Source organism: Streptomyces sp. NPDC013317 (assembly GCF_055563155.1).
The window spans coordinates 233,400-259,016 of record NZ_JBVHDX010000005.1; the positions used below are offsets into that span (position 1 = coordinate 233,400).

The following is a 25,617-nucleotide window of genomic DNA, read 5'->3' on the forward strand; positions in this document are numbered from 1 at the left end:
CCTGGAACACGTGCGGCGCGGCGGGCCTGATCACGTACGCTCGGGAACGTATCGGGAGGAGTCCGCGCGGCAGCGGCCGCGCGGGTCCTGGGGGAGGGGAGCCGTCGATGGCACTGAGTCTGCGCAAGGTCGAGGAGACCGCACCGGCGCTGGTGAGTCTCTACAAGTCGGCGGGGGCCTCCCTGCGCAAGCACGGCCTGGACGGGCAGCGCGTCGCCGTCTATCTCGTGCTCGACTACTCCGGCTCGATGAAGCCGTACTACAAGGACGGCAGCGTCCAGGCGCTGGCCGACCGGGTGCTCGGTCTCTCGGCCAACCTGGACGACGACGGGCGGGTGCCCGTGGTCTTCTTCTCCACCGACGTCGACGCCGAGACCGACATCGAACTCGCCGACCACCAGGGGCGGATCGACCGGATCGTCGCCGGGCTCGGCCACATGGGCAAGACCAGCTACCACCTGGCGATGGACGCGGTCATCGACCACTACCTCGACAGCGGCGCCACCGTGCCCGCGCTCGTCGTCTTCCAGACCGACGGCGGACCGATCAACAAACTGGCCGCCGAGCGGTACGTCTGCAAGGCGGCGAAACTACCGCTCTTCTGGCAGTTCATCGGCTTCGGCGACCCCGGCAGCCGGCAGTTCGAATTCCTGCGCAAGCTCGACGAGTTGGCCGTGCCGGACAGGCGGCCCGTCGACAACGCCGGGTTCTTCCACGCCGGAACGGACCCGCGCAGGGTCCCGGACGCCGAGCTGTACGACCGGATCGTCTCCGAGTTCCCAGCCTGGCTCTCCGCCGCCCGGGCCGCGGCCATCGTCCGCCCGTGAGACCCCGCAGGCCCGGGAACCGCGGGAAACCCGCTGGCTCGTACGGTGTCGACCACGTGATAGTGACGGCATGGCATCTCTTGTGCGACATGTGACGTTCGACTGCTCCGACGCGTACGGCCTGGCGGCCTTCTGGGCCGAGGCCCTGGACGGAAAGGTGTCCGACGAGGACGCGCCCGGTGACCCCGAGGTGCTGGTCCACTCCGCGGGTGCGGACCTGCTCTTCATCCAGGTGCCCGAGGGGAAGGCGGTCAAGAACCGGGTCCACCTCGACCTGCGGCCGGAGGACCGCGGCCGGGACGCGGAGGTCGAGCGGCTGCTGGCCGTCGGCGCCACGATGGTCGGCGACCACCGGAACGCGGACGGCACCGGCTGGGCCACGCTGGCCGACCCCGAGGGGAACGAGTTCTGCGTGGAGCGGTCGGCCGCCGAGCGCGGGGAGTAGGCGGGGCCGGAGATTCGGGCCGCAGTCGGTGGGCCGGTCCCGGCCGGCGTCCCGGTCCGGACAGAGGAGCAATCCAGACAGAAGGTGTCGGGTATCCGGTGTTTCCTGGAGTCATGGGAGACACCGGAACCACGACCACCTGGGCGGCCTTCGAAGCCGCCGAGCCCGCTTTCGCCGCGACCGTGCGCGAACGCTTCGGGCAGTACACCCACCACTCGCTCGCCACCGTACGGAAGGACGGCTCGCCGCGGCTCAGCGGCATCGAGGCCGACTTCCGCTGGGACGAGCTGTGGCTCGGCATGATGCCGAACTCCCGCAAGGCTCTCGACCTGCGCCGTGACGGCCGCTTCGCGCTCCTCGCCAACCCGGGCTCGGGGACGGACATGGGCGGCGGCGACGTCCGGATCTCGGGCCGGGCCGTCGAGATCACCGATCCGGGGGCGCTGGAGCGGTACGCGGAGGCCGTGGGCATGCCCCTGCCGTTCCACGTCTTCCGGGTGGAGGTGACGGAGGTGGTCCGCACCTTCGTCGAGGGCGACGACCTGGTCGTCCGCACCTGGTCACCGGGGCGGAGGCTGCGGACGATCCGGCGCCGTACGGACGACAGTCCGCCGCGCGAGCAGTCATGAGCCGCCGTACGTGTCGAGGACACGGGCCCGGCACCAGGACGGGGCGCCCCAGGCGTCCCTGAGCGGCCGGGCCTTGCGGAGCCAGAGCGAGAGGTCGAGCTCCTCGGTGTAGCCGACGGCGCCATGGATCTGCAGGGCCGTCCGGGCGGCGGTGTAGGCGGCCTCCCCGGCCGTGACCTTGGCGGCCGCGAGATCGGTGCTCGCGAAGGAGAGCGCCGCTCCGAAGACCAGGGGGCGGGCGAACTCCAGCGCGATCAGGGTGTCGGCCAGCCGGTGCTTGACCGCCTGGAAGGAGCCGATCTCCGTACCGAACTGCCGCCGCTGCTTCGCGTACGCCACGGTCCGGTCGAGCAGCGTCAGGCCGACGCCGAGCGCCTGGGCGGCTGTCGCCAGCAGGGCCCAGTCCCGGGCGTACGCGACGGCCGCCGTCACGGCGGGCCCCGCGGCCAGCACCTCCCCGCCGGGCCCGGGCCTGGCGAACCGGCGCGCGGGATCGGCGGAGACGCGTACGCCCTCGTGGCCCCGGGCGATCCGTAGCTCGTCCGCCTCGACGGCGAGGACCAGGTCGGCGCGGTCCGCGTCCAGGGCGGCGCCCCGGGGCGGTGCGGGCGGCGCGCCCGTCGCCAGCGTCGCGATGGTCCCGCCCGCGGCGATCCCCGGGAGCAGACGCTTCGCGGGACCGTCCTCGCCCCGCCGTGCCAGCTCCGCGAGCAGCGCGGAGGCCGCCACCGTCTCGACCACCGGGCCGGGCACCCCGTGCCGACCCAACTCCACGAACGCCGTGGCCAGTTCGACCGGCAGCGGGCCCACGCCCTCGTACGGCTCCGGCACCGCGAGCGCGAAGACGCCCGCCTCCGCGAGGCGTGACCACAGGGCGCGGCCCGGCGACGGATCGTCCGCCGCCCAGGCCCGGATCGCGGCAGGCGTCCCCGCCGCCGTCAGCATCGCGTCCAGCGAGCGCGCGAAGGCGCGCTGTTCCTCCGTCGCCGGGAATCGCATCAGCGCCGCCCCTTCGGCAGGCCGAGCAGCCGCTCGGCGATGACGTCGCGCTGGATCTCGTTGGTGCCGGCGTAGATCGGACCCGCGAGGGAGAAGACGTACCCCTCGCCCCACGCGCCGTCCGCCGGCTCCGTCTCGTCGCCCAGCAGGTCGAGCGCCGTCTCGTGCAGTGCGATGTCGTACTCCGACCAGAAGACCTTGTTCAGGCTCGACTCCGCCCCGATGGCCTCCCCGGCCGCGAACCGTGCGGCGGCGCCCGCCGTGAAGAGCTGGTAGGCCCGGGCCCCGATCACCGCGTCCGCGACCCGGTCGCGATGCCCCGGACCCTCCCCGCCCTCGCGCCAGAGCCGTACGAGCCGGTCGGCGGCGGCGAGGAAGCGGCCCGGGGAGCGGAGCATCAGCCCGCGCTCGTTGCCCGTCGTGGACATCGCGATCCGCCAGCCCTGGCCGGGCTCCCCGATCACGTCCTCGTCCGGGACGAAGACCTCGTCGAGGAAGAGCTCGGCGAAGGCCGGCTTCCCGTCGAGCCGCCCGATCGGCCGGACCGTCACCCCGGGCGCCCGCAGGTCGAACATCAGGTACGTCAGCCCCCGGTGCGGCCGTGCGGGGTCCGTCTCCGGGTCGGTGCGGAAAATGCCGAACGCCCGGTCCGCGAAGGCCGCCCGCGAGGACCAGGTCTTCTGCCCGGACAGCAGCCAGCCGCCCCGCGTCCGTACCGCGCGCGAGGTGAGTGAGGCCAGGTCGGAGCCCGACTCCGGCTCCGACCAGGCCTGCGCCCAGACGACCTCGCCGGTCGCCATCGACGGCAGCACGCGGGCCCGCTGCTCCTCCGTGGCGTGGTCGAAGAGGGTCGGGGCGAGGAGGTTGATGCCGTTCTGCGTGACCCGGCCCGGCGCCCCCGCCGCGTAGTACTCCTCCTCGAAGACCAGCCAGCGGAAGATGTCGGCGCCCCGGCCGCCGTACCGCTCGGGCCAGGAGACGACCGACCAGCGGCCGGCGGCCAGCTCGGCCTCCCAGGCGCGATGCGCGGCGAAGCCCTCCCCGGTCTCCAGGGAGGGCAGCGGCTCGGCGGGCACATGGGCCCGCAGCCACTCCCGGGCCTCCGCGCGGAAGGCGTCCTCCTCGGCGCTGTACGACGGGTCCATCGGGGCTCCTTCCCTAACAAGTGTTTGGTAGGTTAACGTACGGCCATGAGCAGCGCCATGAGCAGCGTCGAGGAGTTCCGCACCGAGATACGCGCCTGGCTGCGAGCCCACCTCACAGGCGAGTTCGCCGCCCTCAAGGGACTCGGCGGCCCCGGCCGCGAACACGAGGCCTTCCCCGAACGCCTCGCCTGGGAACGCCACTTGGCCGCCCACGGCTGGACCTGCGTCGGCTGGCCCACCGAGTACGGGGGGCGCGGGGCGAGCGTCGAGGAGCAGATCGCCTTCCACGAGGAGTACGCCCTCGCCGACGCCCCCGCCCGCGTCAACCACATCGGCGAACAGCTCCTCGGCCCCACTCTCATCGACCACGGCACCGAGGAGCAGAAGGCGCGCTTCCTTCCCCCGATCCGCGCCGTCGAGGAGCTCTGGTGCCAGGGCTACAGCGAACCCGGCGCCGGCTCCGACCTCGCCGCCGTCCGTACCCGCGCCGTCCGGGACGGCGACGACTGGGTGATCGACGGACAGAAGGTCTGGACCTCGCTCGCCCACGAGTCGCAGTGGTGCTTCGTCGTCGCCCGCACCGAGCCCGGCTCCCGGCGCCACGCGGGACTCTCGTACCTCCTCGTCCCCCTGGACCGGCCGGGCGTGGAGATCCGGCCGATCGTCCAGCTCACCGGCACCAGCGAGTTCAACGAGGTCTACTTCGACGGCGCCCGGACCGCCGCCGCGAACGTCGTCGGCGCCCCCGGGGACGGCTGGCGCATCGCCATGGCCACCCTCGGCTACGAACGCGGCGTCTCCACCCTCGGCCAGCAGGTCGGATTCCGCCGCGAGCTGGAAGGGCTCATCGCGCTCGCCCGGCGCAACGGCGCCCTCGCCGACCCGCTGATCCGCGACCGGCTCGCCCGGGCCTGGACCGGACTCCAGGCCATGCGCGCGAGCGCCCTGCGCGGCACCGACCCCTCGACGGCCAAGCTCTACTGGTCGCACTGGCACCGCGACCTCGGCGAGCTGGCCATGGACGTCGGCGGCGCCGCCGCGACGGTCGTCGCCGCCGAACCGTACGAACTCGACGAGTGGCAGCGGCTGTTCCTCTTCTCCCGCGCCGACACCATCTACGCCGGATCCAGCGAGATCCAGCGCAACCTCATCGCCGAGCGGGTGCTCGGCCTCCCCAAGGAGCCGCGCCCATGACCCCGCCCGCCGCCCCGCCCCCGTACGTTCCCGGGCACGGACTGCTCACCGGCCGTAGCGCCGTCATCACCGCGGCCGCCGGCGCCGGTATCGGCGGGGCCACCGCCCGGCGCTTCCTGGAGGAGGGCGCCAGGGTCCTGATCAGCGACGCGCACGCCCGCCGGCTCAAGGAGACCGAGGCCGCCCTCGCCGCCGAGTTCGGTGCGGACCGGGTCGACGCGCTGCCCTGCGACGTCACCGACGAGGCCCGGGTACAGGCCCTCTTCGACACGGCCGTACGGCTCCACGGCCGGCTCGACGCCGTCGTCAACAACGCCGGGCTCGGCGGCACCGCCGCGCTCGTCGACATGACCGACGCCCAGTGGAGCCGGGTCCTGGACGTCACCCTGAACGGCACCTTCCGCTGCACGCGCGCCGCCCTGCGCCACTTCGCGGCGGCGGATCACGGCGGCGTGATCGTCAACAACGCCTCCGTCGTCGGCTGGCGCGCCCAGGCGGGCCAGGCCCACTACGCCGCCGCCAAGGCCGGCGTCATGGCCCTCACCCGCTGCGCCGCCGTCGAGGCGGCGCCGTACGGCGTCCGCGTCAACGCCGTCGCCCCGTCCCTCGCCATGCACCCGCACCTGGTCAAGGTCACCTCCGCCGAGCTGCTCGCCGAACTCACCGCGGCCGAGGCCTTCGGGAGGTACGCCGAGCCCTGGGAGGTCGCCAACGTCATCGTCTTCCTCGCCGGCGCGTACTCCTCCTACATGACCGGCGAGACCGTCTCGGTCAGCAGTCAGCACGCCTAGGACCAGAATGGACGTGTGCCGAAGACAGTCAGCAGCGACAGCAAGAAGAAGCCCCCGGTGAGCGCCTCGCCCGAGCGCCGCAGGGAACTCCTGGACACCGCGGCCGAGGTGTTCGCCGCCCAGGGGTACAACGCCACGACCGTACGGAAGATCGCCGACGCCGCCGGCATGCTCGCCGGCAGCCTCTACTACCACTTCGATTCCAAGGAATCGATGCTCGACGAGATCCTCTCCACCTTCCTGACCGAGCTGTGGGAGGGGTACGACGCCGTCCTCGCCGCCGGACTCGGCCCCAGGGAGACCATCGAGGCCCTCGTCACCGAGTCCTTCCGGGAGATCGACCGGCACCGCGCCGCCGTCGCGATCTACCAGAAGGAGTCCAGGCACCTCGCCGACCAGCCCCGCTTCCACTACCTCTCGGACTCGCAGGTGAAGTTCGAGAAGGCGTGGCTGGGCACGCTGCAGCGCGGGGTCGAGGCCGGGACCTTCCGGGCCGACCTCGACATCCGGCTCACCTACCGGTTCGTGCGCGACACCGTCTGGGTCGCCGCGTCCTGGTACCGCCCGGGCGGACAGCACAGCCCGGACGAGATCGCCCGCCAGTACCTGTCGATGGTCCTGGACGGAATCGCCGTACGTTCCTAGCCGTCTGGAGGAGTTGTCATGGCCGAGGCCTACATCGTCGAAGCGGTCCGCACCCCGGTGGGCCGCCGCAAGGGAGGCCTGGCCTCCGCCCACCCGGCGGACCTCGGCGCGCACGTCCTGAAGGCGCTCGTCGCCCGCTCGGGCATCGATCCCTCCGCCGTCGAGGACGTCGTCTTCGGCTGCCTCGACACCGTGGGCCCGCAGGCCGGCGACATCGCCCGTACGGCATGGCTGGCGGCGGGCCTCCCCGAGGAGGTCCCCGGCGTGACGATCGACCGTCAGTGCGGCTCCTCGCAGCAGGCCGTGCACTTCGCGGCGCAGGGCGTGCTCTCCGGCACGCAGGACCTGGTCGTGGCCGGCGGCACCCAGAACATGTCGATGATCCCGATCGCCTTCGCCTCCCGGCAGGCCGCCGAGCCCCTCGGCCTGAGCGAGGGCCCCTACGCGGGCTCCCAGGGCTGGCGAGCGCGGTACGGAGACGTGCCCGTCAACCAGTTCCACGGCGCCGAGCTGATCGCGAAGAAGTGGGGTATCACCCGCCGTGACCAGGAGGAGTTCGCCCTGCGGTCGCACGAGCGGGCGCTGCGTGCGATCGACGAGGGCCGCTTCGCGCGGGAGACCGTCGCCTACGGGGACGTGACCGTGGACGAGGGCCCGCGCCGGGACACCACCCTGGAGAAGATGGCCGGCCTGAAGCCCGTCGTCGAGGGCGGCACGATCACGGCGGCCTGCTCCTCCCAGGTCTCCGACGGTGCCGCGGCGATGCTCCTGGCGAGCGAGCGGGCCGTACGGGAACACGGCCTCACCCCGCGCGCCCGCGTCCACCACCTCTCGGTGCGCGGCGAGGACCCGATCCGGATGCTCTCCGCCCCGATCCCGGCCACCGCGTACGCCCTCAAGAAGACGGGCATGACCATCGACGACATGGACCTCGTCGAGATCAACGAGGCCTTCGCCCCGGTCGTCCTCGCCTGGCTGAAGGAGACGGGCGCCGACCCGGAGCGGGTGAACGTCAACGGCGGCGCGATCGCCCTGGGCCACCCCCTGGGCGCGACGGGCGTGAAGCTGATGACGACGCTGCTCCACGAGCTGGAACGCACGGGCGGCCGCTTCGGCCTCCAGACGATGTGCGAGGGCGGGGGCCAGGCCAACGTGACGATCATCGAGCGGCTCTGATCTTCGTACCGCCCCCGGTGTGACGCTCGTCGCCGTCCCGCCCTCCGGGTGGGGCGGCGTGCTAAGGTTCCCTTGTTGCTAGTTGGTACCCATGAACTTTATGTGCGCCTGACGGGAATGTTCCTCAGGCGCGATTTTGTTTTCCGGACTCTCCGGGATGGGACCCTTACCTATTCAGGAGAAGATTATGGCCACCGGAACCGTGAAGTGGTTCAACTCGGAAAAGGGCTTCGGCTTCATCGAGCAGGACGGCGGCGGCGCCGACGTCTTCGCCCACTACTCCAACATCGCGACCTCCGGCTTCCGTGAGCTGCAGGAAGGCCAGAAGGTCACCTTCGACGTCACGCAGGGCCAGAAGGGCCCGCAGGCGGAGAACATCCTCCCGGCCTAATTGTCGGACGCGTTTCTCGCAGCCGGGGCCCGCACCGCGCAGGTGCGGGTCCCGGCTTGTGCTGTGCTCAGGCCAGGAAGGCATTTCCCATGACCCGCTCCGAAAGGCGGCCCCGCCGGGCCGCGGAATCCCGCTCCGGAAACCCGTCCGGAAATACCCGCCGTGGCTCCGCCGCCGCCCCCAAGGGCAAGGCCAAGGGCGCCGGGCGTGGCCGTGGACCGGCCTCGCCTCCGCCGCCGCGTGAGTTCACCCTGCCCGAGACGCTGACGCCCGCGCTCCCCTCCGTCGAGTCCTTCGACGCCCTCGACATGCCCGCCGCCCTCGTCAAGACGCTGAACGCGCAGGGCGTGACCGAGCCCTTCCCGATCCAGGGCGCGACCCTCCCGAACTCGCTCGCCGGCCGGGACATCCTCGGCCGCGGCCGCACCGGCTCCGGCAAGACCCTCGCCTTCGGCCTCGCCCTGCTCGCCCGCACCGCGGGCCGCCGCGCCGAGCCCAAGGCCCCGCTCGCCCTGGTCCTGGTGCCCACGCGCGAGCTCGCCCAGCAGGTCACCGACGCCCTCGCGCCGTACGCCACCTCGGTCCAGCTCCGGCTCGCGACCGTCGTCGGCGGTCTGTCGATCACCAAGCAGGCCAACTCGCTGCGCCGTGGCGCCGAGGTCCTCGTCGCCACCCCCGGCCGTCTGAAGGACCTCATCGAGCGGGGCGACTGCCGGCTCGACCAGGTCGCGATCACGGTCCTGGACGAGGCCGACCAGATGGCCGACATGGGCTTCATGCCGCAGGTCACCGCGCTGCTCAAGCAGGTCGAGCCCGACGGCCAGCGGATGCTGTTCTCGGCGACCCTGGACCAGAACATCGACCGGCTCGTGAAGATGTTCCTCGACGACCCGGTGGTGCACTCCGTCGACCCGTCGGCCGGCGCCGTCACGACGATGGAGCACCACCTGCTCTACATCGCCGACGAGACCGACAAGAAGGCCGTCACGCTGAAGATCGCCGCCCGCGACGGCCGGACGATCCTCTTCCTGGACACCAAGCGTGCCGTGGACCGGCTGGTCAAGCGGCTGCTCGCCAGTGGCGTACGGGCCTCCGGCCTGCACGGCGGCCGCTCGCAGCCGCAGCGCAACCGCACGCTGGACCAGTTCAAGAACGGCCAGGTCACCGCGCTCGTGGCGACCAACGTGGCGGCCCGAGGCATCCACGTCGACGACCTCGACCTGGTCGTGAACGTCGACCCGCCGATCGACCACAAGGACTACCTGCACCGCGGCGGCCGCACCGCCCGGGCCGGCGAGTCCGGCAGCGTGGTCACCCTCGTCCTGCCCGAGCAGAAGCGCGACATGGGCCGCCTGATGTCGAACGCCGGCATCAGCCCGCGTACGGCGCAGATCAAGTCCAGCGACGAGGAACTGACCCGCCTCACCGGCGCCCGCGAGCCCTCGGGCGTCCCGGTCGTCATCGAGGTCCCGCAGCCGGCCCAGCCCGCGCAGCCGCGCACGGGCGGCCAGCGCTCCCGCCGCGGTGGCGGCGGCGGCCGTCCCCGCTCGGGCGCCACCACCCGTACGGGTACGACCGGTTCGCGCACCGCCGCGGGCACGGGCGGCTCGCGTACGGGTACGGCGGGCGCCGCCGGCCGCACCCGCGGGTCCGGCACCGCCGGCGGCGGCCGTAGCGGCCGCCGGGGCGGCGGAGCCGCGACGCAGGGCTAGCGGAGAGCCGGGCGGGTGCCCGGCTGGTCGACGAGTCGGTCCTGGAGCCTGGCCAGCGTGCCCAGCTCCAGGCCGAGCCCGTCGGTGAGGTAGCGGAACAGGCTGCCGTACCCCTTCCTCACCTCGTCGAGCGCGGTCCTCAGATACTCGGTCCGCACCTCCTGGAGGGGGATGATCAGGTCCGGGTTCTGCATCAGACCGCCCTGCTTCAGGCCCTCCCGCACCTTCGCGTCGTACGCGGAACGGAAGGTGTTCGAGGCCAGGTAGTCGCCGACGACCATCTGCTCCGGCACGCCCAGGACCGTCAGGAGCAGGTAACTCGTCCAGCCCGTACGGTCCTTGCCCGAGGTGCAGTGGTACAGCGACGGCGTGGAGCCGAGACCGGCCAGCTCGCGGAGGGTGAGACCGAGCTGGGCCCGGTTCGCCGCGCTCGTGACGAAGGTGCGGTACACCTCGTGCATGAACGCGGCCGCCCGGCCGCCGCCGAGCATCTGCTCCTGGCGCACCGGGTCGCGGGAGCCGATCGCCGCGAGCAGCTGCCCGAACAGACCGTTGTCGGTGACCTGCCGCGACACCGCGACGAGCCCGGACGGCAGCCGGTCCGCGCCGTCGTACTGGACCTCCAGCGGGATCCGGAAGTCGACGACCCGCCCCAGGCGCAGCCCGGCGAGGGTCGTCACATCGGCGTCGGTCAGCTTGCTGAGCGCGTCGGCGCGGTAGACCAGGCCGTGCCGGACCCGGTCGCCCGTGTAGGTGAGGTAGCCGCCCAGGTCACGTACGTTGACCGCGCCCTGCAGCGGGATGTGGCGGACGGCCGCGGCGCGGGGACGGCTGCGGGGCGCCGCGACGGCCGGGGCGGCGGCCGCCGCGAAGGCGGCTGCGGTGGCGGTGCTCAGCAGTGCGCGTCTCGACAGTGGCATGACGGAACTCCCGTGGGCGATGAGGGTTTCACCCTGGTGATGGCAGGGTGCGGAGCACGTGCTCGGCCTCGGACATGACCCGCAGGACGAGTTCCTCGCAGCTGGGGAGGTCCTCGATGACTCCCGCGACCTGTCCGGACGCCATGACACCGAGGTCGGTGCGGCCCTCGACCATGGACGCTCTGAGGAGCATGGGGGTGTTCGCTGCGAGCAGGACCTGGCTCCACGACAGGTCCTTGCCGTGTCTCATCGCGAGACCGTCGCGGACCATCCGCGACCAGGAGAGGCCCGAGATCCCGCGGAAGTGCGCCGCGCGCCGGACCGCCTGGGCCAACGCCCGCACCCGGCCCGCCCGTTCGAGGGCGGCGACCATCTCCGTACGGAGCATCCGGTGGGGCAGTCCGTCGACGGCGGTGGTCACCGTCACGTCCTTGACCGTCGCCGCGAGGTACTTCGCCTTGACGGCGTCGGGGACGGTGGAGTCGGAGGTGAGGAGGAAGCGCGTGCCCATGGCGATGCCCGCGGCCCCGTAGGAGAGCGCGGCCACCAGGCCGCGGCCGTCGTGGAATCCGCCCGCGGCGATCACCGGGACGGAGACCGCGTCGACGACCTGCGGCAGCAGGACCGTCGTGGCCACGTCGCCGGTGTGCCCGCCGCCCTCCCCGCCCTGCACGATCACGGCGTCCGCGCCCCAGGCCGCGACCTTCTCCGCGTGCCGCCGTGCCCCGATCGAGGGGATGACGACCACGCCCGCGTCCTTCAGCTCCGCGATCAGCTCGCGGGACGGGGCGAGCGCGAAGGAGGCGACCCGGACGCCCTCCTCGACGATGATCCGGACCCGCTCGCCGGCGTCGCCCGCGTCCGCGCGCAGATTGACCCCGAACGGCCGGTCCGTACGCGACTTCACCTCGCGGACGGCGGACCGCAGCTCCTCGACCGTCATCGTCGCGGAGGCGAGGATGCCGAGGGCACCCGCCTCGGCCGTGGCCGTGACCAGGCGGGGGCCCGCGACCCAGCCCATACCGGTCTGGACGATCGGGTGGCGTACGCCGGTCAGTTCGGTGAGCCCCGTCTTCATCAGGCCCGGACCTCCCTCTCCCGCAGCCCCCGGGGGTCGATCACCTCGCGGATCAGCCGGAGCTCCTCGGCGGTCGGTTCGCGGGTGTACGGCACGTCGTCGCCGATCGCGAGGTCGAAGCCGGTGGCCTGCCGCACCTGGTCCACGGTGACGCCCGGGTGCAGGGAGGCGAGCCGCATCGAGCGGTCGGGCGTCTCGAAGTCGAAGACGCCGAGGTCGGAGACGACCCGGGGGATCCGGTGGAAGCGGTCCACCCCGGCGGCGGCCGCGCGGTCGTGTCCCACGCCGCTGACCATGTCCACGCGCTCGACGAAGACCCGCGGGGAGTGCTTCGGCACCCAGTAACTCACCGGGTTGTTGAGGGTGTTGACCGGCGCTCCGCGTACGCCGAGAAGTTGCCGGGAGGGCCGGGACCAGTCGCCGATGCAGGAGATGTTCTGGTTGCCGTACCGGTCGATCTGGCTCGCGCCCATCATGACGTGCCTCTTGCCGCCGGTGACCATCGTCAGATGGCGGCGGTACGGCAGCCAGCCCTCGATCTCCCCGTCGAGGCCCACCAGCATCGCCTCGCCGTCGGTCAGCAGCAGTTCGGGGGCGAAGGAGCGTTTGGCGAGCCGGGCGCCGAACGAGGAGACGGGGGCCATGGCGGCGGCGAGCACCTCGCCGCCGTCCCGCCAGGCCTCGGCGCAGGCGAGGACGCAGTACTCGGCGCGGGTGACGCTCGCGGTCGTGGTCACTGCTGCTCCTCGTGCCAGGTGCGTACGGCCTGCTGGTAGTCGTCCTCGCTCTTGCCGGAGAGGAAGCGCTCGGCGAACTCGGGCCAGGGGGTGGTCGCGTACAGCTTCTGGAAGGATTCGTCGCGTTCGTGGTCGGGGGCGCAGGAGGTGAAGTGGGCGCCGTTCGGGGTCTCGACCACTCCGGTGACGCTGTGCCGGCTGACCAGCAGGGACTGCGGGGCGGTGCCGGGGTCGAACCGCTCGACGATCCGTTCGCACGAGACGTACGCGGTGTCGGCGGCCTCGCAGAAGAGGTCGTCGAAGTACGGGTCGGGGCCCAGGTACTGGCCGTTGCCCAGCCGGTCGGCGCGGTTGAGGTGGACGAAGGCGGCGTCCATGCGCAGGGCGGGGACGGCGACGAGCGTCTCGCCGTCGTCGTACGGCGAGGTGATGGTGCGCAGCTCGGGGTTGACCGTCATCACGTCCGAGCCGAGCCCGGCCCGGACGGGCATGAAGGGCAGCCGGTTGGCCGCCGCGTGCAGCCCCCACATGAACATCGCCTCGTCCAGCTCGGTCATGGTGAGGTCGCCGCGCTCGCGCGCGGCGCGGAAGTGGGGTTCGAGGGGGATGGAGTCCAGGGTGGTGAAGGCGGCCACCAGACGGCGGATCCGGCCCGCCGCGGCCAGCAGGCCGACGTCGGGTCCGCCGTAGGAGATCACCGTGAGATCGGTGATCTCGGACCGGAGCACCGCTCTGACCAGGGCCATCGGCTTGCGGCGCGAACCCCAGCCGCCGATGCCGATCGTCATGCCGGAGCGGAGCCGGCCCACCACCTCGTCGGGGGTCATGGTCTTGTCGGTCACGGGGAGCCCTCCTTGGCCTCGTCCTTGCCGAAGGTGTCGCGCACGCGGTCGGCGACCCCGCTGAGGTTCGCCTCGAAGGTGAAGCCCTGCTCGAAGCGGTAGCTGCGGCGCACGTCCACCGGGTCGATGCCGTTGATGGCGGCCTTGGCTAGCCGGATCAGGTAGCCGTCCTTCCGGGCGATCTCGGCCGCCAGCTCCAGCGCCGCGCCGAGGAGTTCCTCGCGCGGCACGACCTTCCAGACCGAGCCGTGGGCGTGCAGTTCGGCGGCGGTGGCGGTGCGCGAGGTGTAGTACAGCGCGCGCATCAGGTGCTGGGGGACGAGCCGGGCCAGATGGGTGGCGGCGCCGAGCGCGCCCCGGTCGAGTTCGGGCAGTCCGAAGGTGGCGTCCTCGGAGGCGACGATCGCGTCCGCGTTGCCGACGAGTCCGATGCCGCCGCCCAGACAGAAGCCGCCGACCGCGGCCACGACCGGCACCTCGCACTCGTACACCGCCGCGAACGCCTCCGCGCAGCCGCGGTTGGCGCCGATGAGACTGCCGTGGCCGGTGTCGCGCTGCATCTCCTTGATGTCGACCCCGGCGTTGAAACCGCGGCCCGCGGCCGCGAGGACGACGCAACGGGTCCCCGGGTCCCGGCCGGCCGCGCGGACGGCGTCGGCGAGGTCGTACCAGCCCCGCACGGGAAGGGCGTTGACCGGTGGGAAGTCGACGGTGACGAGTGCGATGCCCTTGCCCGGGCTTGCGGTGGAGACACCCATGAGCGGATCAGCTACCTTTCCACCAAACATTTGTTAGGTGACTGCTCGATGAGGAAAGGTAGCAGCCGATGGAGCTGGACGGGAGGGTGGCCGTCGTCACCGGCGGCACACGCGGGGTCGGCGCGGGCATCGCGCGGGCCCTCCTCGGGGCGGGCGCGCGCGTGGTCGTCTGCGCCCGCAGACCGCCGGACACGCCCGTCACGGAGGGGGGCCGCGAGGCCGCCTTCGTCCCCGTCGACCTGCGGGAACCCGCCGCCGTCGGCGCGTTCCTCGCCGGCGTCGGCGAGCGCTACGGACGGCTGGACGTGCTGGTCAACAACGCGGGCGGCACGCCCTACCGGCTCCTGGGGGAGGAGGAGGCCGAACGCCACGCGCGGGTGGTGGAGTTGAACCTGGCCGTCCCGCTGCGGGTCTCGCTGGCCGCCCACGGACTGCTGCGGACCTCGCGCGGCTCCGTCGTCATGATCGGCAGCGTCAGTGCCACGCGGCCCTCGCCGGGCACGGCCGCGTACGGCGCCGCGAAGGCCGGCCTGGAGAACCTGGCGCGCTCGATGGCCGTGGAGTGGGCCCCGTACGTACGGGTGAACACCCTGGTCCTCGGGATGGTCCGGACCGAACTCTCCGATCTGCACTACGGGGACGAGGACGGGATCGCGGCCGTCGCCCGGACCGTGCCGCTCGGCCGGCTCGCCGAGCCCTCGGACGTGGGGGAGGCGGCGGTCTTCCTCGCCTCCGACCGGGCCTCGTACGTCTCGGGGGCCTCATTGCTTGTCCACGGGGGCGGCGAGCGCCCCGCGTTCCTGGATGCCGCGACCGCCAACAAGGAGAGCTGATATGGGACTGTGCGAGGGCCGGGTCGTGATCGTGACCGGAGCGGGAAGGGGTCTGGGGCGGGCGCACGCGCGCGCCTTCGCCGCCGAGGGGGCGAGGGTCGTCGTCAACGACCTGGGGGTGGGGCTCGACGGTTCCGCCGGGTCGGGTTCGCCCGCCGGGCAGGTGGTGGAGGAGATCCGTACGGCGGGCGGCGAGGCCGTGGCACACGGCGGCGACATCGCCACGGAGGAGGGGGCGGCCTCGCTGGTCGCCACCGCCCTGGACGCCTTCGGGCGCCTCGACACCCTGGTCAACAACGCGGGCTTCCTGCGGGACCGGATGCTGGTGAACCTCGGCGAGGACGACTGGGACGCGGTGATGCGCGTCCACGTGAAGGGCCACTTCCTGCCGCTGCGGCACGCGGCGGCGTACTGGCGCGCGGAGGCCAAGGCGGGCCGCGAGCCGGTCGCCCGGGTCGTCAACACCACCTCGGGTGCGGGCCTGCTGGGCAGTGTCGGGCAGGGCAACTACGCGGCGGCCAAGGCCGGGATCATCGGTCTGACCCTGGTCGCGGCGGCGGAGACGGCCCGCTACGGCGTGCAGGTCAACGCCATCGCCCCGGCGGCCAGAACCCGGATGACGGAGGGGGCCTTCGCGGACCTGGCGGGCGTACCGGAGGACGTCTCCCCGCTGGTCGTCTGGCTGGGCTCGGCCTCCTCGGCAGGGGTGACCGGCCGGGTCTTCGAGGCGGAGGGCGGCCGGATCACCGTCATGGAGGGCTGGCGTCCGGGCCCGACGGCCGACAAGGGCGCGCGGTGGAGCCCCGCGGAGGCGGGCGAGGCGGCGCTGAAGCTGCTGGCGGAGGCGGAGGTGCCGCAGCCGGTGTACGGCTCCGGGGGGTGAGCCCCCACCCGTACGTGCGGAGGGCGTGACGTCCGAGTGGGGGCCGCACACGCGACCCCCACATCACGCAGATGAAGTCAACATCCAGCGAAATGAAGGGAGTTGGGCTGTCGGCGACGCTTCTACGCGCGTCATCATCGGTGCATGCGAATCCCCCCACGATTCACCCTCATCGGCGGCGCCGCCGCTCTCGTCTCGACACTCCTCCTGGGCGCCCCCGCCGGCGCGGCCCTCGCCCCGGCGGCCCCCGTGTCCGCCGCGTCCTCCTTCTCGACCGCCGCCGTCGGAGAGATCTGTCTCTCCGACCTCCCCTCCCAGGCCCACGACACCCTCCGCCTGATCGAAGGGGGCGGGCCCTTCCCGTATCCCCAGGACGGCACTGTCTTCCAGAACCGGGAACGTGTCCTCCCGGGTCAGTCCGCCGGTTACTACCACGAGTACACGGTGGAGACCCCCGGCTCCCCCACCCGCGGTGCGCGCCGGATCGTGACCGGTGAGTCCCAGCAGGAGGACTACTACACGGCCGACCACTACGCCACGTTCGACCTCGTCGACCACGGCTGCTGAGCCGGCCCGGCCCCATCGGCTCCCGTTCCGCGGCCGGCCTTCCCCCATGCCGGCCGGCCGCGGACCGGGTGTTGGGCTGTCCGTAACCCGTCGGCCGCCCACGGCTGCGAGGCTCCGAGACGAACTGAAGTTGTCTGTACAACTTGGAGAACCTCATGGCGTCACCCGCCGCCGCGCCGCCGCGCTGGCTGCGCGACAACGGTCCCTGCGCGGAGTGCCGGGATCCCCGCAACGGCCAGAAGCTGTTCCAGATCACCGAACTCCCCGCCGCGCTCGCCGTCGGCACCGTGCGCAACACCCGCACCCCCGACGGCGCCCCCGCCCGCGAGGTCGTCCGGGCCCCCGACGGTCACCGCTCGCTCTACCCCGAGTCCTGGCTCGACGCCCACCTCCCCGGCGCGGCGGCCGCCCCCGGCGACGGCCGCACCGAGGACGACAAGGAGCTGTGGGCCGCCGGGCGGTTCGCGGACGGCGTCCCCGAGGCCGACTGGGCCTCCTACACGTCCGACCCCGCCGTCCGCGCCGACCTGCTCGACGCCGTCCTCCGCCTCGGCTTCGCCCTCGTCCGCGACGTGCCCGTCCGCGACCGCCAGGTGCTCGACGTGGCCCGCACCTTCGGCCGGCACCGACAACCGGCACAGCCACACCGGTGCCGACTGGCTCGACCAGTGGTTCGGGCCCGAGGTCACCGAACCCGTACGGCTGCACGTCGCGGCCAAGCGGTACCTGTGCGCCGTCGAACCCGGCTACTCCGCGCTGCTCTCGGAGGCCTCCGTCCACACCCTGGCCGTACAGGGCGGGCCGATGACCGAGGAGCAGGTCCGCGCCTTCGAGTCCCACCCGGGGGCCGCGGACGCCGTCGCCGTACGCCGCTGGGACGAGCAGGCGAAGGGTCCGGACCTGCCGACGCCCGGCTTCGAGCACTTCCGGCCCCTGCTGGCCCGGCTGCTCCTCACGGGCTGAGTGCTCACGAGCCGAGGCGGCGTCCGAGCGCGCTCGTCGCCGTCGAGCTCTGCATCGTGAACGCCACCGTCCCCGGCAGATACCGGTCCTGCGACCACTCCACCGGGTTCCCCGCCGGGTCGGTCGAGTGCCGCCGCTCCCGCAGCAGCGACTCCCCGGCCCGGCACCCCAGCAGCTCCGCGTCGTCCGCGTCGGCCGGCACCAGGTCGATGGTGTGCCGCGCGTCCGCGAACAGCACGCCGTGCAGCTCCAGTTGCTCCGAGTGCGAGACCGTGTCCAGCGGCATCCCGGCCACCAACTCCCCGATCCGCTCCGGATACGTCGTCCGCTCCACCATCACCGGGCTGCCCGCGAGCGTCCGCAGCCGTCGCACCCGGTAGACCGGCGCGCCCTCCCCGACACGGAGCTTCTCGGCCTCCTCCGCGTCCGCCGGGACCCGCTCGACCGCCACGATCCGGCCACCCGGCTTCTCGCCGAGCGAGCGCGCCCAGCGCGTGAAGGAGCGCAGCTCGCCGAAGCTGTGCAGCCGCGGACCGCCGAGGACCACCCGGCGCGAGCCGCGCCGCGAGGTGATCAGACCGTCGGTGCGCAGCGCGGCCAGCGCCTGCCGGACCGTACCCCGCGACACGCCGTAGCGGCGGGCCAGTTCGTCCTCCGCCGGCAGCTTCGCCCCGGAGCCGTACTCGCCCGCCGTGATGGCGGTCCGCAAATCGCCGGCGACCTTCAGATACAGCGGCGTCCGCGCCCGTTCCTCACTCACACGCCCACCCTGTCATGCGCCCCGCTCACCCGACCAGGGAGCTCAGCAGCTCGGGGTCGACCTCGGTCAACGACTCGGCCAGCGTGACGCCTTCGGTCCCGGCGAAGGCCCCGAGCGGCTCCGTCGACGGCACCGCGAGGACGCGGCACCCGGCGGCGACGGCCGAGGCGACCCCCGTCGGGCTGTCCTCGACCGCCACGCACCGCCCCGGCTCGGCGCCGAGCGCCACGGCCGCCGCCAGATAGGGATCGGGCTCCGGCTTCGTCCGCACGGTGTCCTCGGCGCCGAACAGCGCGTCGAAGCGGTGCCCGTCCAGGGTGCTCGCCACCTGGGCGACGACCGCGCGCGGCGAGGCCGAGACGAGCGCAGTCGGCACCCGGCTCTCGCGGAGCGCGGCGAGCAGCCGCAGCGCGCCCGGGCGGGGCGCGGCGGCCACCGAGAGCCGGCCGGCGAAGTCCGTGCCCAGTTCGGCGGCGAGTTCGGCCGCCGGCGCGTCCAGGTAGGTGTGGAGCAGGGCCGCCGTGTCCTCGACGGACCGTCCGGTCACCGCCGTCCGGCGCTCGGCGTCCAGGGCGCGGCCCCGGCGCGCGGCGGCGGCCTCGACGACGTCCAGCCAGACGCCCTCGGTGTCGACGAGGGTGCCGTCCATGTCGAAGAGGACCGCCTGCAGCCGCGTCACGCCGCACCGCCCGTCGGCGCGGTGGAGGCGAGCAGCACGGGCCGCTGACGGGGACGGACGGAGACCTCCGTGCCCGGGGTGAGCCCCGCCGCCGCGTGCGTGGGGACATCCGCCTTGACGTCGGTGCCGTCGGCGAGAGCGATCCGCAGCCGGGTCGTCGGGCCGTGGAACGAGGTGCCGGTGACACGAGCGGGACCGCCCGCCGTGACCTCCAGCGCCTCGGGCCGCAGCAGCACCCGCACGTTGAGGGCGACCTTGCCCTTGTACTCGGGCTTGAGCAGGTCGGCGAAGGTCTGCGGGCAGACCGTGACCCGCTTGGCGTCGCAGCCGATGGAGACGTAGCCGCCGTAGTCGTTGAACCAGCGGCCCTGGGCGTCGCGCTGCGTGCCGGGGATCTTGTCGAAGGCGGCGACCTTGTACGGGGCGGTGAGGCCCTGCTCGCCCGCGGCCTGGGCGAAGGACGCACCGAGGTCGAGCACGTCGGGGGCGCGGTCCTGGCCCTTGCGGGACCTCACCGCGTTGATCTCGTCCTGGCTGGAGCCGTCGGGGTTCTCCACGTTCACCTTCATGCCGTACTTCGCGGTGAAGCCGTCGATGATCGCGCCGTAGTTCGCCCAGTCGCGCGGGATGGCGATCGCGTTGAGCGTGCCCTCCTTCTTCGCGGCGGCGACCAGGGCGTCCATGCCGCCGGCCTCGGTGGCGGAGGTGGCGGTGGCGAGGTTCTTCCCGTCGGCGCCGGCGGCGTCCTTCGTCGGGGCGGCGCCGCAGGCGGTGAGGGAGAGGGCTGTCAGGCCGAGGGCGCCGAGCAGGACGGCGGCGCGGGCAGGGGAGGTCACGCGTACTCCATGAGGGAAGGGGAGCGGGGCCAAGATGTATGAACAACTGCTGTCCATACAACTCCTGCATTACGGGGGGTCGCGGTGGCTCCTCGGTGAACGCGAGGAGAAGCCCGCCCTGCGATTCCCCGGCGGAACGGGGCGCTCGACCGGGGGCCAGGGGAGCCTGGGGTCAGGGGAGTCAGGGGCCAGGGAGCCTGGGGTCAGGGGAGCCAGGGGCCAGAGAGCCTGGGATCAGGGGAGTCAGAGGAGTCAGGGAGCCTGGGGTCAGGGGTCCCTGGGGACGGATCAGGTCAGGGGAGCCAGGGATCAAGGTCCCTGGGGTCAGGAGGCCCCTGGGTCAGGTGGCCTTGGGGCAGGGGTCCGACGCGCCCCGGGGGTGCGGGGTGCCGCCCCGCCGCCTCAACGGCAGCGCGGCGTCGTCCACTCCAGGCGGGTCCTGGCCCGGGGGTCCGCGACGTACTCGACGGCGGCGAGCGCGGTGTCGCGGGCCGTCCCCTCCGGGTCGCCGTCGGCGAGGAGACGCGCCAGGACTTCCACGGCGCGCGGATCCTGACGCATCGCCAGCCCTCGGGCGGCCTCGGCCACCGCGTCCTCGTCGTCGTCGGCGAGCCGCGCGACGAGCGCCTCCCGCAGAACCGGGGTGTCCTCGGGAACCTCCGCGAGCGCGAGCGTCGCCCAGTCCCGTACGCCGTGGTCGTGGTCCCGGCTCAGCGCGATCAGCGTCGCCACCTCCTCGGGGCGCCCGGCGGGCACCAGGCCCGTGAGCGCGCAGCCGAGCGCCCGCCGCACCTCCACGTCGGGATGCGAGGCGAGCGCGAGCAGCTCCGGCAGCGCCTGCGCGTCCCCGCACCGCCCGAGTGCGACGACGGCGGAGAGCGCGGGCTCCCGGGCCGCGCCGGGCGCGACGCCGGGCACGGTGCCGGGCGCCTCGCCGGACCCCGAATCGGCCACCGTCGCCGGCCACGCCGCCACCTTCGCGGCCTCCGTCTCCGCCCTGGCTCTCGCCACCTCCGCGGCCGTCCCGGCCTCCGCAGCGGTGCCCGTCCCCGCAGCCGTCCCCGCCTCCGCGGCCCTCCCCATCTCCGCAGCGGTCCCCGTCCCCGCCTCCGCGGCCGCCTCCGCCGCGAGCCTGCGCAGCACCGGGACGGACCGGGACGTGAAGCGGTCGAGGCCGCCCAGGACGCGGGCGCCCAGCGCCCGTCGCAGCGGGCCTCCGCTCGCGCACCAGCCGGCTGCCACCCTGAAGGTCTCCTCGTCGTCGCGGTCGGCCAGCGCGCGGACCGCCTCCTGCCAGTCGTCCAGCTCGGGGTCCGCGCAGTTCAGGGCCCGGGTGGCGAGCTCCTCCGGGGAGACGCGCACACCGAGCGTCCGCTCCAGGAGCGTGGCGATCGCGGCGTGGCCGGTCTGCTGCTCGTTGCCCCGGCTCGGCGCGCCGTCCGCCCGCAGCACGTCGACGACGACGGTCACCCCGCCGTCCTCGCGCACGCGCCGCACCACGGTCTCCTCGGCGCCCTCGGGCCGGCCCGGGTCGAGCAGCCCGCGCCGCAGCTCCCCGGCGATGTCCACGCCGACCCAGCGGCGCGCCTCCCGCAGGGCGTCCTCGGCCGGGCCCGCCCCGTACTCCAGGAGCGCCCGCACGCTCGCGGCCGAACCGCGCCGTGCCGCGGCCACCAGCGGCGGGAGGCCGTCGGGCCCCGGCCGGCTCGGCGCGGCGCCGTGTTCGAGCAGGACCCGTACCGTCTCCGCGTGTCCGAGCCGCACCGCCCAGTCCAGGGCCGTGAATCCGTACGCCTCGGCCTGATCCGCCCGCGCGCCGCCCGCCAGCAGGGCCCGCACCACGTCCGCGTGGCCGCCGCAGGCCGCACCGCACAGCGGAAGGTCCCCCGCCTCCTCGCCGCTGCCCCGGCGGGGATCCGCCCCGGCCGCGAGCAGCAGCCGTACGATCCCCGGTTCGTTCGCGACGGCCGCCCGATAGAGCGCCGTCTCCCCTTCGTCGTCCGTCTCGGGGGAGACCCCGCTCCGCAGGACGCGCACCACGGCGTCGTCCCCTTCGTGCATTGCCTCGAACAGCGTGCTCATCCACCGACCTTCACCCGTGGGGCGCGGACGGCGCAAATGGGAAACAGCCCCCCGCGACCACCCACCGGGACTACGTGTCGCACTCCAGGACCGCCTCGCACACCCCGCACCGGGCGCGCACCCGGCGGCCCGCCGGCACCCTCAGCCGCTGCCGGCACACCGGGCAGGGGAAGGAGACGCGGGCCGAGGCCCCGCTCCCCTCGAAGGCGTACGAGGCATCCTCCGCCGCTCGCCCGTAGCGGCGGTCCTTCGTGTACCGGTGCCGGGCAGCCCATCCCGCCGCGGCGAGCGGGGGCCGCCGGGCGTCGCGCGCCGCCTCCTCCCGCCCGCGGATCCACGCCTCGTACGCGCGGGGGCTGGTGAACCACGGCGAGGGGTCCTCTCCGAACACCTCGGCCCGCTTCGCCAGCACGTACCCGAACTCCTCCGGCGTCAGATACCCGAGCTTCTGGCTGGACATCCCGTCCTCCCGGAAGGCGTCGAGCAGCAGCCAGCCTGCCCCCAGATAGGCGGTCACCACATCGGTGAGGATCTCGTTGTCCCTGGTGCCGGGAAAGCCCAGGCCGAGGCGGTGGAGCAGCACGTGCGTGATCTCATGGGCCAGCGCCGCCCCGATGTCCCTGCGGTGGCCCCGGAAGCGGTCGTTCAGCTCCACGAAGTACTCGGGACCCGCAGCCAGGTCCACGCTCGCCGCGTGCTCCATCTCCCGGAAGCTCACGATCATCCGTGCCTCGGGCAGCCTCAGATGGTGCACGAGTGCCCCGGCCACGCGCTGGGCGCCGAGGTGGAGGTCCTCCTCGTCGGTGAAGGCCACGGCCTGCGCGGACATGCTCGCCCCGTACCGCCGCACCCCGTCCGCCGACAGCCGCCGGTACAGCGCGGTGATCGAGGCCCGGACCGTGGCGAGGTGCGGGAACCCGTGGACGACTTCGCTTCCGTTCGGCACGCCGCACCCCCTTGCCTCCACTGTACGAGGCCTCGCGGGAGCGCGGTGCTGGCCGAAATCGCGCCCTTGTGGCCCTCCCGGGGCGCTGTCCATAATCCCGACCAAGTCTTGACGGGCACATGCCATCAAGGCCAACCCCCCATGAAAGGCAGACACTTGAAGAAGAACAGGTTCGTCCGCGCCCTTCAGAGAATCGCCGCCGCCGGCGCCGTCGTCCTCGCGGCCGTCAGCCTCCAGCCCTCCAGCGCCTTCGCCGCGCCCGCCCCGGTCGTCGGCGGAACCCGCGCCGCCCAGGGTGAGTTCCCCTGGATGGTCCGGCTCTCCATGGGCTGTGGCGGCTCGATGCTGACGTCGCAGATCGTCCTCACCGCCGCCCACTGTGTGAACGGCTCCGGCAACAACACCAGCATCACCGCCACCGCCGGAGTCGTGGACCTCCAGTCCAGCAGCGCCATCAAGGTCCGGTCGACCAAGGTCCTCCAGGCCCCCGGCTACAACGGCCAGGGCAAGGACTGGGCCCTGATCAAGCTGGCCTCGCCGATCACCTCGGTGCCCACGCTCAAGATCGCCGAGACCACCGCGTACAACAGCGGCACGTTCACCGTCGCCGGCTGGGGTTCCACCCGTGAGGGCGGCGCGCAGCAGCGGTACCTGCGCAAGGCCACGGTCCCGTTCGTCTCGGACGCCGACTGCAAGGCCGCCTACGGCAGCTCCCTCGTCGCCGGCGAGGAGATCTGCGCCGGCTACAACGAGGGCGGCGTCGACACCTGCCAGGGTGACTCCGGTGGCCCGATGTTCCGCCGCGACAACGCCGGCGCCTGGATCCAGGTCGGCATCGTGAGCTGGGGCGAGGGCTGTGCACGTCCGGGCCTCCCCGGCGTGTACACCGAGGTCTCGACCTTCGCCGCCCAGATCAAGTCCGCCGCGGCGACCCTCTAGCACGACCGGTCGGACCGGTCCGACCGGCAAGACCCCGAGCGTGTACGGGGGCGGGGCCGCCGCCCCCGTACACGCTCGCCCCTCAACCGAGCCGCACGCCCGCCGGTCCGCCCTCCAGTTCGAGCACCCACACCTCGTTGACACCCTCCCGCAGCACGGGGCCCGGGACGAAGAGCGACTCCTGCGGGCCCGCGCTCCAGTACCGGCCGAGACAGAAGCCGTTCACCCAGACGAAGCCCCGCGTCCCGCCCGGCAGCGACAGCGCCGCGTCGCCCGGCCCGGACACCTCGACCTCCGCCCGGTGGAGCCCCGGCAGCGTCCCGGCGGTCACCGGACGGAACGGCACCTTCGCCACCGCCGCCGCCTCGAAGGCGTCGAGCCTCAGCCCCCGGGCCCGCACCCCGTGCACGTACTGCCGCTCGTGCCGGACCCCGCCCGTGATGCCCTTCGGCTCCGCCTGCCGCGGCCCGTAGTTGACCCGCCCCAGCGACTCCACCCACAGCTCCACCACCGCCGGCCCCGCCACCGGCTCGGGCAGCACCGCGTCCTCCGACGTCAGCACGCCCGCCCGGACCCCGTCCACGTACACCAGCGCACGGTCGCGCAGGCCGGACACCGCGAGCGGGTACGGCTGCCGGGGGCCGGGGAGCTCCAGGCGGTAGCGCACCAGACCCCGGTCCACCCCCAGCTCCTCGAAGGTCGGCGGCACCGGCGTCCGCGACTCCTCGTCCCCGAGGACCTCCAGGACCTCCGCCAGGGGCGCCCACTCCGTCAGGGCGGCCTCCACCGGCCCGGCGATCCGCCGCGGCGGCCCCGGCACCTCGGGCAGCGGCCCCTCCGCATACTCCGCGAGCACCTCACGGAACCGCCAGTACTTCTCCGTCGGCAGCCCCGCCTCGTCCACCGGCGCGTCGTAGTCGTACGAGGTCACCGTCGGCAGCAGCGCGCCCCCGTGGAGCTCACCGGCCCGGTTCGCCCCCGCCCAGCCCGCGAAGTTCGTCCCCCCGTGCGCCATGTAGACGTTCACCGAGGCTCCGCACTCCAGGATCTCCCGCAGCGCCGCCGCCGCGTCCGCCGCTTCCCGTACGGAGTGCTCCGTGCCCCAGTGGTCGAACCAGCCGCACCAGAACTCCATGCACATCAGCGGCCCGGACGGCTGGTGCCGCCGCAGCACCGCGAACGCCTCCCGCGCCCCCGAGCCGAAGTTCGCCGTCGCGAGCGCCCCCGGCACCGAACCGCCCGTCAGCATGTGGTCCTCCGGCCCGTCCGAGGTGAAGAGCGGAACCTCCACCCCGCAGTCGAGCAGCAGATCCGCGACATGGCGCAGATACCCCTGGTCCGAGCCGTAACTCCCGTACTCGTTCTCCACCTGGACCATGATCACCGGACCGCCGCGGCCGATCTGCCGCTCCACCACCTGCGGCATCAGCCGGCGGAACCAGCGCTCCACATGCCCGAGGTACTCCGCGTCGTCCGTCCGCACCCGGCGCCCCAGGCGTCCCGTCAGCCAGTGCGGCAGCCCGCCGTTCTCCCACTCGGCGCAGATGTACGGCCCCGGCCGCACGATCGCCCACATCCCGGCCCGCGCCACCTCGTCCAGGAACCGGCCGAGCGCGCCCACGTCCCCGTACCGGCCGGGCTCCGGCTCGTACAGGTTCCAGGGGACGTACGTCTCGACACAGTTGAGGCCCATCGCCCGGAGCATCCCCAGGCGATGGCCCCACTGCTCCTCGTGCACCCGGAAGTAGTGCAGCGCCCCCGACAGCAGCCGCACCGGCCGGCCGTCCAGGAGAAAGTCCTCGTCACCCACAGCGAACGTGCTCATGACGTCACCCTCGCC

At 73.4% G+C, this 25,617-nt stretch carries 28 protein-coding genes and 1 pseudogene; 14 read left to right on the forward strand and 15 right to left on the reverse strand.

The genetic code is table 11. The annotated features are described in order from the left end of the window. The first annotated feature begins 107 nt into the window (after positions 1–107). From ACZ3IJ_RS16650 to ACZ3IJ_RS16660, 3 genes are all read left to right on the forward strand, one after another. Positions 108–827 (forward strand): VWA domain-containing protein, encoded by a 720-nt coding sequence (locus ACZ3IJ_RS16650; protein WP_467468763.1) that lies wholly within the window; start codon positions 108–110, stop codon positions 825–827. A 70-nt stretch (positions 828–897) separates the two neighbouring features. Beyond that, positions 898–1,272 carry a VOC family protein gene (locus tag ACZ3IJ_RS16655; protein ID WP_467468765.1) on the forward strand — a complete coding sequence of 125 codons (375 nt, stop codon included), beginning with the start codon at positions 898–900 and terminating at the stop codon, positions 1,270–1,272. A gap of 113 nt (positions 1,273–1,385) precedes the next feature. Next, positions 1,386–1,901 carry a pyridoxamine 5'-phosphate oxidase family protein gene (locus tag ACZ3IJ_RS16660; protein WP_467468767.1) on the forward strand — a complete coding sequence of 172 codons (516 nt, stop codon included), beginning with the start codon at positions 1,386–1,388 and terminating at the stop codon, positions 1,899–1,901. On the opposite strand, the gene ACZ3IJ_RS16665 is transcribed toward ACZ3IJ_RS16660, so the two are convergent. Continuing rightward, complete coding sequence (locus ACZ3IJ_RS16665) at positions 1,896–2,900, reverse strand: acyl-CoA dehydrogenase family protein (RefSeq protein WP_467468769.1); 1,005 nt, start codon at positions 2,898–2,900, stop codon at positions 1,896–1,898. The two genes, ACZ3IJ_RS16660 and ACZ3IJ_RS16665, sit on opposite strands and share 6 nt — an antisense overlap. Further along, a complete protein-coding gene (locus ACZ3IJ_RS16670; RefSeq protein WP_467468771.1) occupies positions 2,900–4,045 on the reverse strand; it encodes an acyl-CoA dehydrogenase family protein in 1,146 nt (381 codons plus the stop codon). The genes ACZ3IJ_RS16665 and ACZ3IJ_RS16670 overlap by 1 nt, the downstream gene beginning before the upstream one ends. Positions 4,046–4,102: 57 nt before the next feature. Between ACZ3IJ_RS16670 and ACZ3IJ_RS16675 the strand changes: the two genes are divergently transcribed. The 6 genes from ACZ3IJ_RS16675 to ACZ3IJ_RS16700 all read left to right on the forward strand — a co-directional run bounded on the left by ACZ3IJ_RS16675 (position 4,103) and on the right by ACZ3IJ_RS16700 (position 9,954). Further along, complete coding sequence (locus ACZ3IJ_RS16675) at positions 4,103–5,239, forward strand: acyl-CoA dehydrogenase family protein (RefSeq protein ID WP_467469077.1); 1,137 nt, start codon at positions 4,103–4,105, stop codon at positions 5,237–5,239. Next, positions 5,236–6,030: an SDR family oxidoreductase gene (locus ACZ3IJ_RS16680; protein WP_467468773.1), complete on the forward strand. Its 795-nt coding sequence runs from the start codon at positions 5,236–5,238 to the stop codon at positions 6,028–6,030. The genes ACZ3IJ_RS16675 and ACZ3IJ_RS16680 overlap by 4 nt, the downstream gene beginning before the upstream one ends. Positions 6,031–6,045: 15 nt before the next feature. After that, a complete protein-coding gene (locus tag ACZ3IJ_RS16685) occupies positions 6,046–6,675 on the forward strand; it encodes a TetR/AcrR family transcriptional regulator (RefSeq protein ID WP_467468775.1) in 630 nt (209 codons plus the stop codon). Positions 6,676–6,693: 18 nt separating this feature from the next. Further along, on the forward strand, positions 6,694–7,851 hold the full coding sequence (locus ACZ3IJ_RS16690; RefSeq protein WP_467468777.1) for an acetyl-CoA C-acetyltransferase: 1,158 nt from the start codon (positions 6,694–6,696) through the stop codon (positions 7,849–7,851). A 187-nt stretch (positions 7,852–8,038) separates the two neighbouring features. Continuing rightward, a complete protein-coding gene (locus ACZ3IJ_RS16695) occupies positions 8,039–8,242 on the forward strand; it encodes a cold-shock protein (RefSeq protein ID WP_005318814.1) in 204 nt (67 codons plus the stop codon). Between the two features lie 89 nt (positions 8,243–8,331). Then, a complete protein-coding gene (locus ACZ3IJ_RS16700; protein ID WP_467468780.1) occupies positions 8,332–9,954 on the forward strand; it encodes a DEAD/DEAH box helicase in 1,623 nt (540 codons plus the stop codon). Here ACZ3IJ_RS16700 and ACZ3IJ_RS16705 read toward each other — a convergent pair. The 5 genes from ACZ3IJ_RS16705 to ACZ3IJ_RS16725 are packed head-to-tail and all read right to left on the reverse strand — an operon-like array spanning position 9,951 to position 14,289. Further along, on the reverse strand, positions 9,951–10,874 hold the full coding sequence (locus ACZ3IJ_RS16705) for a tyrosine-protein phosphatase (protein WP_467468782.1): 924 nt from the start codon (positions 10,872–10,874) through the stop codon (positions 9,951–9,953). The two genes, ACZ3IJ_RS16700 and ACZ3IJ_RS16705, sit on opposite strands and share 4 nt — an antisense overlap. Positions 10,875–10,902: 28 nt before the next feature. Further along, entirely contained in the window at positions 10,903–11,952 is a 1,050-nt protein-coding gene (locus tag ACZ3IJ_RS16710) for an NAD(P)H-dependent flavin oxidoreductase (protein ID WP_467468784.1), read from the reverse strand. Beyond that, positions 11,952–12,689, reverse strand: coding sequence for a CoA-transferase subunit beta (locus tag ACZ3IJ_RS16715; protein ID WP_467468786.1), 738 nt, complete (start codon positions 12,687–12,689; stop codon positions 11,952–11,954). Before ACZ3IJ_RS16715 ends, ACZ3IJ_RS16710 begins: the two co-directional genes overlap by 1 nt. Beyond that, a complete protein-coding gene (locus tag ACZ3IJ_RS16720; protein ID WP_467468788.1) occupies positions 12,686–13,531 on the reverse strand; it encodes a CoA transferase subunit A in 846 nt (281 codons plus the stop codon). Before ACZ3IJ_RS16720 ends, ACZ3IJ_RS16715 begins: the two co-directional genes overlap by 4 nt. Next, complete coding sequence (locus tag ACZ3IJ_RS16725) at positions 13,528–14,289, reverse strand: enoyl-CoA hydratase family protein (RefSeq protein ID WP_467468790.1); 762 nt, start codon at positions 14,287–14,289, stop codon at positions 13,528–13,530. The genes ACZ3IJ_RS16720 and ACZ3IJ_RS16725 overlap by 4 nt, the downstream gene beginning before the upstream one ends. A gap of 68 nt (positions 14,290–14,357) precedes the next feature. Between ACZ3IJ_RS16725 and ACZ3IJ_RS16730 the strand changes: the two genes are divergently transcribed. The 3 genes from ACZ3IJ_RS16730 to ACZ3IJ_RS16740 all read left to right on the forward strand — a co-directional run bounded on the left by ACZ3IJ_RS16730 (position 14,358) and on the right by ACZ3IJ_RS16740 (position 16,572). Next, positions 14,358–15,122: an SDR family oxidoreductase gene (locus tag ACZ3IJ_RS16730; RefSeq protein ID WP_467468792.1), complete on the forward strand. Its 765-nt coding sequence runs from the start codon at positions 14,358–14,360 to the stop codon at positions 15,120–15,122. Between the two features lies 1 nt (position 15,123). Continuing rightward, positions 15,124–16,005, forward strand: coding sequence for an SDR family oxidoreductase (locus ACZ3IJ_RS16735; RefSeq protein ID WP_467468794.1), 882 nt, complete (start codon positions 15,124–15,126; stop codon positions 16,003–16,005). Positions 16,006–16,149: 144 nt separating this feature from the next. Further along, entirely contained in the window at positions 16,150–16,572 is a 423-nt protein-coding gene (locus tag ACZ3IJ_RS16740) for a ribonuclease domain-containing protein (RefSeq protein ID WP_467468796.1), read from the forward strand. A gap of 161 nt (positions 16,573–16,733) precedes the next feature. On the opposite strand, the gene ACZ3IJ_RS16745 is transcribed toward ACZ3IJ_RS16740, so the two are convergent. Then, entirely contained in the window at positions 16,734–17,291 is a 558-nt protein-coding gene (locus ACZ3IJ_RS16745) for a hypothetical protein (protein WP_467468798.1), read from the reverse strand. Positions 17,292–17,376: 85 nt separating this feature from the next. On the opposite strand from ACZ3IJ_RS16745, the gene ACZ3IJ_RS16750 reads away from it, so the two are divergent. Next, a complete protein-coding gene (locus ACZ3IJ_RS16750) occupies positions 17,377–17,535 on the forward strand; it encodes a hypothetical protein (RefSeq protein ID WP_467468800.1) in 159 nt (52 codons plus the stop codon). A gap of 4 nt (positions 17,536–17,539) precedes the next feature. Here ACZ3IJ_RS16750 and ACZ3IJ_RS16755 read toward each other — a convergent pair whose 3' ends face one another. From ACZ3IJ_RS16755 to ACZ3IJ_RS16780, 6 genes and pseudogenes are all read right to left on the reverse strand, one after another. Then, positions 17,540–18,295, reverse strand: a complete 756-nt coding sequence (locus ACZ3IJ_RS16755) for a GntR family transcriptional regulator (RefSeq protein ID WP_467468802.1) — start codon at positions 18,293–18,295, stop codon at positions 17,540–17,542. Between the two features lie 25 nt (positions 18,296–18,320). Then, the gene (locus ACZ3IJ_RS16760) at positions 18,321–18,974 is read right to left on the reverse strand and encodes an HAD family hydrolase (protein ID WP_467468803.1); all 654 of its coding nucleotides are present in this window, start codon (positions 18,972–18,974) and stop codon (positions 18,321–18,323) included. Then, complete coding sequence (locus ACZ3IJ_RS16765; RefSeq protein WP_467469079.1) at positions 18,971–19,216, reverse strand: TOBE domain-containing protein; 246 nt, start codon at positions 19,214–19,216, stop codon at positions 18,971–18,973. The genes ACZ3IJ_RS16760 and ACZ3IJ_RS16765 overlap by 4 nt, the downstream gene beginning before the upstream one ends. After that, positions 19,217–19,867 (reverse strand): annotated as a pseudogene (locus tag ACZ3IJ_RS16770) (ABC transporter substrate-binding protein); the annotation flags it as partial. Between the two features lie 345 nt (positions 19,868–20,212). Next, entirely contained in the window at positions 20,213–21,892 is a 1,680-nt protein-coding gene (locus tag ACZ3IJ_RS16775) for an ankyrin repeat domain-containing protein (RefSeq protein WP_467468805.1), read from the reverse strand. A gap of 70 nt (positions 21,893–21,962) precedes the next feature. Continuing rightward, entirely contained in the window at positions 21,963–22,838 is an 876-nt protein-coding gene (locus ACZ3IJ_RS16780) for a hypothetical protein (protein ID WP_467468807.1), read from the reverse strand. Positions 22,839–22,979: 141 nt separating this feature from the next. On the opposite strand from ACZ3IJ_RS16780, the gene ACZ3IJ_RS16785 reads away from it, so the two are divergent. Further along, on the forward strand, positions 22,980–23,777 hold the full coding sequence (locus ACZ3IJ_RS16785; RefSeq protein WP_467468809.1) for a S1 family peptidase: 798 nt from the start codon (positions 22,980–22,982) through the stop codon (positions 23,775–23,777). A gap of 82 nt (positions 23,778–23,859) precedes the next feature. Here the strand turns inward: ACZ3IJ_RS16785 and ACZ3IJ_RS16790 are convergent, their stop codons facing one another. Continuing rightward, positions 23,860–25,602, reverse strand: coding sequence for a glycoside hydrolase family 35 protein (locus tag ACZ3IJ_RS16790; protein ID WP_467468811.1), 1,743 nt, complete (start codon positions 25,600–25,602; stop codon positions 23,860–23,862). Between the last annotated feature and the right edge of the window lie 15 nt (positions 25,603–25,617).